6 protein-coding genes and 1 riboswitch are annotated in these 13,317 nt (G+C 55.3%); all 6 genes read left to right on the forward strand.

What is annotated here, in order from left to right:
- Positions 1-71 precede the first annotated feature (71 nt).
- The 6 genes from ACWAU0_RS16955 (at position 72) to ACWAU0_RS16980 (ending at position 13,317) form a co-directional block, all read left to right on the forward strand.
- Positions 72-5,159 carry a PAS domain S-box protein gene (locus tag ACWAU0_RS16955; protein WP_458137354.1) on the forward strand — a complete coding sequence of 1,696 codons (5,088 nt, stop codon included), beginning with the start codon at positions 72-74 and terminating at the stop codon, positions 5,157-5,159.
- A gap of 1 nt (position 5,160) precedes the next feature.
- Positions 5,161-9,432 (forward strand): response regulator, encoded by a 4,272-nt coding sequence (locus tag ACWAU0_RS16960; protein ID WP_458137355.1) that lies wholly within the window; start codon positions 5,161-5,163, stop codon positions 9,430-9,432.
- Positions 9,433-9,738: 306 nt separating this feature from the next.
- A riboswitch (guanidine-I (ykkC/yxkD leader) is annotated at positions 9,739-9,839 on the forward strand.
- Between the two features lie 62 nt (positions 9,840-9,901).
- On the forward strand, positions 9,902-10,897 hold the full coding sequence (locus tag ACWAU0_RS16965; RefSeq protein ID WP_458137356.1) for an ABC transporter substrate-binding protein: 996 nt from the start codon (positions 9,902-9,904) through the stop codon (positions 10,895-10,897).
- Positions 10,898-10,912: 15 nt separating this feature from the next.
- Positions 10,913-11,722, forward strand: coding sequence for an ABC transporter permease (locus tag ACWAU0_RS16970; protein ID WP_033156389.1), 810 nt, complete (start codon positions 10,913-10,915; stop codon positions 11,720-11,722).
- A 5-nt stretch (positions 11,723-11,727) separates the two neighbouring features.
- Positions 11,728-12,567, forward strand: coding sequence for an ABC transporter ATP-binding protein (locus ACWAU0_RS16975; protein ID WP_458137357.1), 840 nt, complete (start codon positions 11,728-11,730; stop codon positions 12,565-12,567).
- An 18-nt stretch (positions 12,568-12,585) separates the two neighbouring features.
- Entirely contained in the window at positions 12,586-13,317 is a 732-nt protein-coding gene (locus ACWAU0_RS16980; protein ID WP_458137358.1) for an urea amidolyase associated protein UAAP1, read from the forward strand.

Genomic DNA, 13,317 nt, shown 5'->3' on the forward strand with positions numbered 1-13,317 from the left:
AATAAGCAGCCGGGCTATTTAAATTAGAAATCCCCCAGGCAGTCGCTATACTCTCAGCACGAGGAGGGTTTATGCGTGAAGCAATGGCGCCTGCATGGCTGAGATGGATAGCTGCTGCCGGGCTTTATATCGTAACGGCCAGATTGGCTTTGTTGTATTTCGCGCCCAATGGCAGTGCCAGTGTGTTTTTTATTGCCAGCGGGCTGGCATTGGCGGCCATTTTGCTGGGCGGCCGCCACTATCTCTGGGCAATATTCATCGGGGCCTTGGCGCTTAATCTGTGGCAAGGCAAAGCGTTATTGAGCGCGACCAGCATATCAATCGGTAGTACCTTCGGCGCCTGGTCCGGCGCTTGGTTGCTGCAGCGCATCCGCGGCTTCGACCGTTCTCTGAAAACGCTGCGCGATTATCTGGTGCTGATAAGTGTAGGCGGCGTTGTCGCTTGTTCGTTGACTGCGGCAATCGGCACGTTGACTTTGTTTGCTGGCGGATTTATCGGCGAGGAAGCTGTGCTTTCCTCGCTGCTACATTGGTGGATGGGCGATACGCTGGGCGTGATATTGGTTACGCCGCTGATTTTGGTCTGGACTAACAGTGCCTGCAAGCTGCAGGGGGCTAAAGCGTTCAGCGAAGCCATGATGATTATTGCGCTGAACTTTTTGGTGGGGCAGTTGGTGTTTCTCGACTGGTTTCACGACAGCCTCGGCGCTTACGCGAAAAGTTACTGGATATTTCTATTTGTCAGTTGGGCGGCTGTTCGTCTTGGCAGCCGCGCTACCACGCTGATTTTGGTCGTTACCGCCACACAGGCCATGTTCGGCTTGGTTTGGCGACGTTCCGGCCTGACCGATCCCAGCTTGGGCGATAATCACGAAATCAACTATTGGTTTTTCATGGTGGTGCTATCGGTAGTGGGCATGGCGTTAGCCTGCTATTTTTCCGAGCGGCAAAGGGCCTTGGAAACCTTGGCCGAAAAAGAAGATTTGCTACGCACCTTGTTAAAGGCCATGCCCGACAAAATATGGCTGAAAGATCCCGACGGCGTTTACCTGCTGTGTAACCCGAGCTTCGAACCCCTGTACGGCAAGCCTGAACAGCTTATCGTCGGCAAGACCGATTACGATTTTGTCAGCCGCGAACAAGCCGATAAATACCGCGAACAGGATGCTAAAGCCATGGCCGCCGGCGAGCCTATCCGCAATCAGGACTGGATAAGCTATGCCGACGGCAAGCATAAGGCGCTCTACGAAACCATTAAAACCCCGGTTAATTCCTGCGACGGCAAATTGATCGGCGTGCTGGGCATGGCCCGAGACATTAGCCAACTGCATGCAACGCAGCTCGCCTTAAACGAGCGCATCAAGGAACAAAAATGTCTGCACGCGGTTTTTCGCGCCACCGAGGATTTAGAAAAGCCTTTGCCGGAGGTGCTACAGCGCGTTGTTGACTTATTACCTGCCGGCTGGCTTTGTCCCGAAGCAACCGCTGCCCGCATGGAATGGGACGGCCAAAGCTATTTCAGCGGCGATTTCAAAAATTCCAGCAGCTTACTGACCGTACCCATTCAAATCGATGGTATAGCGTCCGGCAGTATCTCGATCGCTAATCTGCAACCGCAGCCCGAGCATCCGGACGATCAGTTTTTAGGCGAAGAACGACTCTTGCTCGATGCCGTGGCGGAACGGGTGAGTAGCTTTATAAAACGCCGGATCATCGAGGAAAAAGCCAGAAATCGCGAGCGGATTTTCAGCGCCATCGTCTCGCAGGCCACCGATGCGATTACGCTAATTGATGCCGAAACTTTCGAGTTCATCGAATTCAATGACGCCGCCTGCCAACACTTGGGGTATAGCCGCGAGGAATTCGCTGGCTTGCGCCTGCCGGATATTCAGGGCGAATTCGACGCTGCCCAGGTTCGCCAGATAGCGGATGATTTCATGCAAGCCGGCGGTGCACAATTCGATACCTTGCGCCGTCACAAGAACGGTACATTGTTGAATGTCCATGTCAGCATCAAAGTGATTGAAATCAGAGGCCGTAATTATTTGTCCCTGATTTGGTCGGACATTACGGAACGCAAGCAGATCGAGCAACAATTCCGCCACCTTTTTGATCACAACCCGGCGCCGATGTTGGTCTACGAGCGCGGCACGCTGGCCATGGTCGCGGTGAATGATGCGTTTATCCAGTTATATGGCTACAGCCAAACTGAAATCGTCGCACTCAAACTCACCGATCTGTTCCCGGAACAACAGCGACAAGCCATTGCAAGCTTGGCGGCCAGTCTGCGCGGTTTTGCCTATATCGGCGAGTGGCAGCATCTTCTTAAAGACGGCCGGGTAATCGACATCATCGTTCGCTCGCACGACATCCATTTTTCCGAGCGTGACTGTCGGGTAGCGGTGATTACCGACATTACCGAACTGAAACAGGCGGAAGCGGAACTGCGCAAACTGTGGCTTGCGGTGGAGCAAAGCCCCAACAGCATCGTCATCACCAATCTGCAAGCGGAAATCGAGTACGTCAATCAGCACTTTACGGCGGTCACCGGCTATAGCCGCGAAGAAGCCATCCGCCAAAATCCGCGGATCCTGCAATCCGGGCACACCGGTCAGGCCACTTATGACGAGATGTGGCATACCCTGACCCAAGGTAAAAGCTGGTCCGGCGAATTGATTAACCGCCGTAAGGACGGCAGCGAATACGTCGAATGGGCGCAGATCACGCCGGTAAGGCAAGCGGACGGTGCCGTCACTCACTATCTGGCCATTAAGGAAGACATTACCGAGAAAAAACGGGTGGAGAGCGAACTGGATTCTTATCGCCACCATCTGGAAGAGCTGGTGGCGGCGCGCACCGTAGAACTGGAACAAGCCCGGCAGGCTGCGGAAGCCGCTACGCTGGCGAAGAGCCAGTTTCTGGCCAATATGAGCCACGAAATCCGCACGCCGATGAATGCGATTCTGGGTATGTTGTATCTGGCGCTGAAGCAGGATTTACCCTCAACCTTGCACAACCATTTGACCAAGGCGCAGAGCGCCGCGCATTCGCTGTTGGGGATCATCAACGATATTCTGGACTTCTCTAAAATCGAAGCCGGTAAGCTGGAGTTTGAGTCTACCGAGTTTGCGCTGGACAGAGTGCTGGAGCAACTCACCGATGCTATCGGCCTACAGGCTGAGCAAAAAGGCGTGGAGTTTTTAATTCGCTACGATGTGAATATCCCCGCCACCTTAAGAGGCGATCCGCTACGCTTAAAACAGGTGCTGCTCAACCTGTGCGGCAATGCCATCAAATTCACCGAACGCGGGGAAGTGGAATTGGCGTTCCGGATGCTCAGCAAAAAGGCTGATGCGGTCATTTTGCAGATTTCGGTTCGCGATACCGGCATCGGCATGGATTGTGAGTTGCAAGGACGTTTATTTCAGAAGTTTACCCAGGCCGATCAGTCCACTACGCGGAAGTTTGGCGGCACCGGCTTGGGGTTGGCGATCAGTAAGCATCTGGTGGAACTGATGGGCGGCAGGATCTGGCTGGAAGATTCGCAACCCGGCCAGGGCACGACGATTTGTTGCACGGTGCAACTGCACATTGCCCAACAGGCCGAGGCCCGTCGTCGGGAATTGCTGGATCAGACCGGATCGTTACTGAAAGGCCTCCGGGTGCTGGTGGTGGACGACAACGACATTTCCCGAGAAATACTCGCGGAAATGTTGCGATTTTTTCAATTGGACGTCAGCGTGGCCGGGGATGGCGCCACTGCGATTCGTTTGCTGGAAACCGCTTCCGAGCATCCCTTCGATCTGGTGTTGATGGACTGGCGGATGCCCGGCATGAATGGCGACGAAGCGACCCGGCGGATTCATGCCGATGCGGCCATTGTGCTGCAACCTAAGGTGATCATGGTCACCGCATACGGCCGCGAAGACGTGATGTTGCTGGCACACCAAGCCGGGGTGGACGGTTTTCTGATCAAGCCGGTTTCGCCGTCGTCACTGTTGGATAGCATGCTGTCGGCATTGGGGCGCAGCGACGTCCTAGACAGGCAGGAGTCGCCGTATGCCGCCGCTCAGACGCCGCCGAATTTGCTTGGCCGCCACGTTTTATTGGTAGAAGATAACGCCATCAATCGCGAATTTGCTGTCGAATTGTTGCGCAGTATGAATATCGCGGCGGATGAGGCGGTGAACGGGGAAGAAGCGTTGGCGATGGTGCAGCGGTATCAGTACGATTGCATATTGATGGACATCCAGATGCCGGTGATGGACGGTCTGGAGGCCACGCGGCGGATTCGCGCTTTGGCCGGGCAAGCGGGGGGAGAACGCTTCGCCAGTTTGCCGATTATCGCCATGACCGCGTTGGCAATGGCCCGCGATGCCGAAGAAAGCCGGGCGGCCGGCATGAACGACCACATTACTAAACCGGTGGAACCGCAAAGCTTGTTTTCCTGTTTGGCAAAATGGCTGCCTGCCGCTTCTAGCGATACGCAGGCCGAGACCTATGCGGTCAATGAAGCGCCGGCACGGGTGGTTTGTTCTCCCGAGTTATTGGGCCTCCAAAGTTTGCAAGTCAGCGAGGGTATTCGCCGCATCGGCGGAAAGGAAGCGGCTTACCGTAAACAACTCAGACGGTTTCGCGAACATTACGCCAACGCAGTGGACGAATTACAGCGTATATTGCAAACCGATAATCTCACGGCCGCTGAAAATTATTGTCATTCCTTGAAAGGGGTAGCCGGCAATATCGGCGCCAATGCGTTTTACGAGTGCATTGCCGGCATCGATGCCGGGCTTAAACAACAGCAACGGCCTGCCGCAGAACACATTGAGCAGCTGCGCGACTTATTGCAACAAGTGATGACCGACATCGATAGTCTTACCCCGCCGCCGACGCCGGCCGCATTGCCGGCAGAACCGCTATCGGTCGAGGCCATAAGCGCTAAAATTACCCGCTTAATGGCTGTGTTGGAAAGCGATTTAGGCGCAGCCGAAGCGTTAATCGGCGATTTACGCAAGGGTACGGCCGGAAGCGAGTTCGAAGCCGATTTCGAGGCGATTGCCGCCGAGGTCGATGCGTTTAACATAGATCAAGCCATCGCTCTGTTGGTGGCGGTGCAACAACGCCTGCTGGCTGGGCCATCATTAGAGCAGCGAGATTAACATGTCCCAGACGAATAACAGCAAACCGAGTATTTTGATCGTCGATGACGTCAACGAAAATCTGCATGCTTTATTGAGCATTCTGCGCGAAGACTACGCCATTCTCGCCGCGACCAACGGCGAAAAAGCCCTGGAACTGGCGGTGCGCGCCCCAGGTCCGGACCTAGTATTGCTCGACATCAAAATGCCGGGCATGGACGGTTACGAAGTGTTGCGGCGGCTGAAGACCGATCCTATGACGGCCGATATTCCGGTCATCTTCGTTACGGCCCTGTCGGAATCGGCCGACGAGGCCGCCGGCCTTAAATTGGGTGCCGCCGATTACATCACCAAACCGATCAATCCCGATCTACTGAAACAGCGGATACTGACGCAACTGGAATTGCGCCAATATCGCCGCAAGCCGCTAATTTCCTTGAACGAACAGATGTTGATCAGAGCGGAGCGGCCGGCACTGCTGCTAGTTGACGATATGCCGGAGAATATCCACGAATTGGCCGAGGCGCTGAAGGAGGAATACCGCATCCTGGTAGCCAACAACGGCCGCAAGGCGGTGGAAATAGTGTTGGGCTCCCATCCGCCCGACGTGGTGCTGCTGGACATCCTGATGCCGGAAATGGACGGGTATGAAGTGTGCCGGCGTATCAAGGCCACAGCCGTAGGCACCCGGATTCCGGTGTTATTCGTCAGCGTGGTGGACAAAACGGTGGACAAAGTGCGCGGCTTCTCGATTGGTGCCGCCGACTACATCACCAAGCCCTTTGACATCGACGAAGTGCGGGCGCGGATACGCACGCATTTGGAACTTAGCCGCTTGAACCATCATTTCGAGCAGTTGATTGAGCTGCACACCGCCGAGTTACAACACTTGGATTCTATCGTCTGCCGGTCTCCGGTGGTCGCGATAACCTGGCGCAACGCCGAGGATTGGCCGGTGAGTTACGTCAGTGCCAATATCGCGGATTGGGGTTATCGTCCGGAGGATTTGCGCTTGGGCAAAGTGAAGTATCTGGATTTGCTTCCGCCCGAAGACCGGTTTCGGGTCGAAGCCGAAGTCGCTCAACACATTGCCCATGGTCCGGACGAATATCATCAGGAATACCGCTTATTGCACGGCGACGGCCATTGGATATGGATTGATGAATTTACCCGGCTAAGCCGCAACGAGCAGGGCGAAGTGGAGTCCTTCGACGGTTTGCTGAATAACATCACCGCCCGCGTCGAAGCCGAGCTGGCTTTGCGGGAGCGGGAACATCAATTGCGGGTGATGGGCGACAATCTGCCGGACGGCTATGTGTATCGTTACCGAATCTGGCAGGATGGGCGGACGGCTCTGCAATACATCAGCGCCGGAGTGGAGAAACTGCACGGGCTGAAGCCCGCGCAACTGATCGAAGACATCAATCCGTTCTTTGCGCAAATGGCGCCCGAGTCGCTTCAGCAATACCGGGAAGAGGAAGCCGAATGCCTCAGGGAATTAAAAGTCTATAAAGGCAGCGTGTTATTCAATCCGCCCGGCGGCCGCCAGTGCTGGATTGCATTTCGGTCCAGCCCAAAACGGCAAGCCGATGGCAGCGTGGTTTGGGATGGTGTGGGCGTTGATGTCACTCAGCGCATAGAGAACGAACAAAAGCTGATTTTACAGGCCCGGCGTGCGCAAGCTTTGTTGGAACTGCCAAAGGCGTCGGAAGACTTGAACGAGGCGGAATTCATCCGGCGCGGCATGCTTCTGGCGGAAGAGCTGACCGCCAGCCAACTGGCCTTTGTATACTTTATCAATCCTGACGAAGACTGTATGGAACCGGTGGCAGAGTCTCGAGCGCGACAGGAACCAAGTGGGAAAACCGTCGCGGACAGCCGTATTCTTCTCAGCCAAGCCGGTATCTTGGGTGAGTCCGTCAAAAACCGCCAACCGGCGGTTTTCAATAATATCCCGGTCCATCTCCCTAAAGAGTTGGTGGTAACCGCCAATACAGAAGCCTTTCCCCGGCTTCCTGCTGCTGGTTTTTCCGATGCGCAGCCTGAATTGCGTCGGCTGATTTCCGTGCCGGTGATCGAGAATGGCAAAGTGGTCATGCTAACCGGTGTGGCGAACAAAGCGACCGACTATACCGAGCTGGATGTGGAAACCGTTCAGCTCATCTCGAACGCCCTGTGGCGCATCGTGCAACGCCAGCGCGTCGAGAAAAAGGCCGCCCGTTTCAGCCAGGTGTTGGCGCGATCCACCAATGAAATCCATATTTTCGATAGCCAGACCCTGCGGTTTATTGATGTGAACCAGGGTGGGCGGGACAATCTGGGTTATTCAACACAAGAGCTTGAGCGGATGACGCCGTTGGATATTAACCCTGAGCTAAATGAGGAGGCCTTTGAACAGCTGTGCGCGCCTTTGCGGGCGGGTAGCAAGAGCCGTTGCGATTTCTCAACGATACACCGGCGTAAAGACGGTAGCGAGTACCCGGTTGAAGTTCATCTGGAATTAATCGATGACCAGCCCCCATTATTTGTGGCCATCATTAACGATATGACTGAAACTCAGCAAATGCAGGAGCGCATCGTGCAATTATCGCGTTACGATCCGGTTACCGGTTTGCCGAATCAATTTTTCTTCGAAGACTTGCTGTCGTCAGCCATCGCGCAAGCCGAGCATCAGCAGCACGATATTGCCGTATTGCGTTTGGATATTGAAAATTTCCATACGATTGATGACACCTACGGTTACGAAATCGGCGATCAAACGCTGAAAATCATTGCCAACCGCTTGGTCAAGGCCGCCGGCAGCGAAGGCCTCGTCACCCGGATGGCCAAGGACAATTTTAATATTGCCTGTTCGGACATCGATAGCCCATCGGCAGCCGAACAATTTGCTGAAGCCCTGCGGGCGGCTGTGACGGAATCGGTGGTGCTAGCCCAGCATGAAATTCATCTGGAAGCCAAGATCGGTATCAGTTTTTATCCCTCAGATGCGAAAACAGCCAGCGAGTTGGTGCAGCGCGCCGGGATTGCTTTAAATCATGCCAAAGCCGACAAGGTGTCCAGTTTTCGTTTCTTCAAGCAAGACATGAATGAGCGGTTACTGGCCAGAATCGCACTAACCAACGACATGCGCCACGCTATCGAGCGGGAACAATTTGAGCTTTATTACCAGCCTCAAGTCGATCTTGCCAGCGGAAAAATCATTGGTTTGGAAGCCTTGGTACGCTGGAATCATCCCGTGCAAGGTTTCATGCCGCCGAATAAATTTATCCCTTTGGCGGAAGAATCCGGCTTGATCGTGCCTTTGGGGGATTGGATTCTCAAACGCGCCGTATCGCAAGCCAAGGAATGGCGAGATGCCGGGCTAATCCCTGAAGGCTTTACCGTTGCTGTGAACGTCTCTGCCATACAAATGCAGGCGGGTGGCTTGGTCGATTTGCTAAAGCAGTTATTTGCTGACACCGATTTGCCGGCCCGTTATATTGAATTGGAACTCACCGAAAGTTTGTTGATGACGAATGTAAGCGAGACCCTGACGCTGTTGAAACAGCTGAAGGACCTGAGCATTCAGCTGTCGATTGACGATTTCGGCACCGGCTATTCGTCGCTTTCCTACCTCAAACAATTCTCGGTGGACAAGCTCAAGATAGACAAAAGCTTTATCGACAATGTGGTCACCGATTCGAACGATGCGGTGATTGTGCAAGCCACTATCGCCATGGCGCACAGCTTGGGCCTAGCCGTCATCGCAGAAGGAGTGGAAAGCCAGGGGCAAACCAGTTACCTGAGAAGGCTGCGCTGCGATCAGATACAGGGTTATTATTTCAGTCGGCCGTTGCCCGGCGCTGAGATTCGGCAGTTGTTGCAGGCCGGAACCCTACTGCGTTTACCTTCGGATGAACAAAAACCGCAGGTTCTTATTGTGGACGACGAACCATATATCATGTCGGCGCTGAAGCGCTGCTTGTGGCGGGACGATTATGAAATTTTGACGGCCGGCAGTGGCCAAGAAGCACTGGAGTTGTTGGCCAATCATCCGGTTATGGTGATTATCTGCGATCAACGTATGCCGGAAATGACCGGTACGGAGTTTTTGTCGCGCGTTAAAATCATGCACCCGCGAACGGTGCGAATGATTATTTCCGGCTATGCCGATTTAAACACTATCACTGAGGCCGTTAACAAAGGCGAAATATACAAATTCCACAAAAAGCCTTGGGACGACGATGAATTACGCAACGACGTTCGGGAAGGCATCGCGCGTTATTACGCCTCTGAAAACATCCGGTCATTGTAGAGGCTTGCAATCGGCGATTTTGTGTCATCCGGCAAAGGGAAATACGACATCTTTGCTGGGCAAGATGTTGTTTAAAACAAGGCCTTTCGCAAACCGGCCAAAACGCCAATAAGCAAGCTTAATTAGAATTTTGTGCACCAAGTTGGATCTGATTTTATTTTTGCTTGCACCACTAAAACGCAAAACGCTGGATTTTGCAGGCGGTGCTGTTTTATATATTATTGATTTATATATAAATTTATGTATGGCATACAGCTTGCTGTATAGAACTACAACACGTGAGGCGCGATCATAAAAGCGCCTTAACAAAATGGTGACTAGGGTTCCGGCTCGATTTCGAGCGTCAGCGACCGAGAGTTGCCGGCTTCTTTCGGGGAGCTACACGGCGGGATAAAAGCCCGGGAGGTCAGACGGTTTTATAAACCGGTCCGCCTCTACGTGTAGCTTTTCAACCCGACTGGAGCTACTCATGACATCTACTTCCTCCCACTGCCTGTCCCGATTAATTGCGCTTGTCCTTGCTGCGGCATTGTTTTGCTTGTCTAAACCGGCTGCCGCTGAGGTAAAGGTTGGGGTCAGCGATTGGCCTGGCTGGGTGGCCTGGTACGTCGCCGAACACAAGGGCTACTTCAAAAAGTACGGCGCCAAGGTCAAACTGGTTTGGTTTGCCAATTACACCGATTCCATCTCGGCCTTGTCCGCCGGCCAGTTGGACGCCAACTGTCAGACCTGGTCCGACACCATGGCACCGCTGAGCAAAAACATACCGGTCAAAGCCATTCTGGTCAACGACAATTCCGACGGCAACGACGCCTTGATGGTCAATCCCGCCATCAAAAGCTTCGCCGACCTGAAAGGCAAAACCGTCGCCCTCGAACAATATTCGATTTCCCACTTCGTGCTCGCCACCGCGCTGAGCAAGAACGGCCTGAGTTTCGACGACATCAAAACGGTAAACCTGTCGGCCGGCGACGCGGCGGCGGCATTCTTGAGTGGCCGGGTCGATGCGACCGTGGTGTGGAATCCCTGGGTCAATAATATCCAGACCAGCGGCAAAGGTACGGCCTTATTCACCTCCAAAGACATGCCCGGCCTGATCCCGGATTTACTGGTGGCTAGAGTCAAAGCCATCGAAACCCACCGCGCCGAGTTGGTCGGCATGATCAAAGCCTGGCAGGACACTCAACAGTTTATTCGCGAGCAGCCGGATCAAGCCGTCGCCATCATGGCCAAGGTGGTCGGCATGAAACCGGATGCCTACAAAGTGTTTCTGCCCGGCACCCGCTTCTTTACATTGGAAGACAATCTGAAAGCTTTGGGACCGGCCAGCGAACCGGCGTCGTTGGCGGCGGTCGGCCCGACCATCGCCGCCTTTTTGAAAGACAACCGTTTGATAGACAGCGTGCCGGATTTGGCGGTCGGCGTCGATGCCTCGTTGGTGGCCGAAGCGCTCGCCGCTCGCTAACGAAGGGTGGCAACCATGACTGGCAATTTAAATCCGCGCCGACCGCTATGGGCGATACGCGGCAGTTTGGAACGGCGCACCCATTGGCTGATTGCCATCAGCGGTTTGCTGTCGGCACTGCTGGCTTGGTGGTGGGCCTCGGCCGGCGGCGCGATAGACCCGGTGTTTCTGCCGACACCGCCTTTGGTGTTGGATAGCGCCTGGGCATGGCTGCGCGACGGCGATTTGCTGGGCGACGTGGCGATTAGTGTTTACCGGGTGGTGGCCGGGTTTTTATTGTCCGCGGTATTGGCCTTGCCCTTGGGTGTGCTGGTCGGCACCTATGCGCCGGTCAAAGCCTTGTTCGAACCCTTGACCGACTTCATCCGCTATATGCCGGCGGCAGCCTTCATCCCGTTGGTGATGCTGTGGGTCGGCATCGACGAGGGCGCCAAGATCGCGATTATCTTCATCGGTACCTTCTTTCAAATGCTGCTGATGATCGCCGAGGACGTGCGCCGGGTGCCGATGGAGCAAATCGAAGCGGCGCAGACCATGGGCGCCGACCGCGACGAAATCGTGATGCGGGTAATCATGCCGTCGGCCAAACCGGCCATTCTGGATACCTTGCGGGTGACAATGGGCTGGGCCTGGACCTATCTGGTGGTGGCCGAGCTGGTGGCGGCCAACTCCGGTTTGGGCTTTGCCGTGCTGAAGGCGCAACGCTTTTTGCAAACCGACAAAATCTTCGCCGGCATCATTTTGATCGGACTGTTCGGGCTGGCGACCGACCAATGCTTCCGCTGGGCGCATCGCCGCAGCTTCCCTTGGCTGTACCGGAGATAGCGCCGATGACGAATCCCATCATTCAAATCCGCCAATTGCAAAAACGCTTTGCCGCCAACGGCGCGGACATTGTCGCCTTGCAGGACGCCGATCTCGACATAGCACCCGGCGAGTTCGTGACGCTGGTCGGCGCGTCCGGCTGCGGCAAATCGACCTTGCTGCGCATCGTTGGCGGCTTAGAGCCGGCCAGCGGCGGCACGGTCAACGTCGACGGTTTGCCTATCGCCGGCCCCGGCATCGACCGGGCTATGGTGTTCCAGCATTACAGCCTGTATCCCTGGTTGAGCGTGACCGACAACATCAAGTTCTGCCGGCAATTGAAAGTGCATCGGGACGTATCGACGCTGAGCGATGTCGAGTCCGCCGAAGGCAGGGCCGACGCCCTGATCCGCTTGATGGGCCTGAGTCACGTCGCCGACGCCTATCCGAATCAACTGTCCGGCGGCATGCAGCAGCGGGTGGCGATTGCCAGGGCCTTGATGGCGCGGCCGCGCATCCTGCTGATGGACGAGCCGTTCGGCGCGCTGGATGCCCAAACCCGCGAGGTCATGCACGATCTGATCCTGCACGTTTCCATCCTGGAAAAAACCACGGTGCTGTTCGTCACCCACGATGTGGAAGAAGCGATTTATCTGGCGCACCGGGTGGTGCTGATGGCGCCGCGGCCGGGACGCATCGCCGCGGTGCACACGGTACCGCTGCCGGATCACCGCGACCAGGACATGAAACAGACCCCGGACTTCATTGCCTTAAAAAAACAAATTTTGGCCGGCATCCGCGACACGTCCGGCATGCAGACCGACTATGAACTGCTCGAGCGCCTGGGTCAGGTTCCGGCGCCATAAACCTATTAGGAGACCAACATGACTTTAGCGGCAATCAATCCTGCAGACCTGCTTTGGAGCGAGACCCTACCGGGCGGCGCCCACACTTCGTTTCGGATGCGGCGCGGCAACCGGCTGCGCCTGACCGACAGCGAAGGCGGCGCCAACTTGTCGGCTTTGTTCGTCAATGACGACGAACGCAGCGAACGCTACAACATGGCCGACACCCTAAAGGCCCAGCACACCTTCCATCTGAGCGAAGGCTTTGTCTGCTATTCGGACATGGGCCGGGTGTTGTGTTCGATTACCGGCGACACGCTGGGCTGGCACGACACAGTATGCGGCGTGTCCGATGCCGGGCAAGTACAGGCCAAATACGGTAACGCCCGCTATCAAAGCCACCGCAATGCGATGTACCGCAACGGCCGCGACAGTTTGTTGATCGAACTGGAGAAATGGGGACTGGGCAAGCGCGATTTGGTCGCCAACGTCAATTTCTTCAGCAAGGTAGCGGCCGAGGCGGACGGCAATCTGCAATTTCAGGTGGATCATTCCGCTCCAGGCAGCCAAGTCGAATTGCGCTTCGAAATGAACACGCTGGTGGTGCTGAGCAGTTGCCCGCATCCGTTGGATCCCAATCCACACTATCAGCCCAAACCGGTGTTGCTGGAGGCCTATCGCGGCGCTCTGCCGGACCAACACGACAAATGCCGCAATTTCCGCCCGGAAAACGGCCGCGGCTTCAGCAATACCGAACGCTATTTTCTGTAA

Source organism: Methylomonas sp. Uni0009 (genome assembly GCF_054188105.3).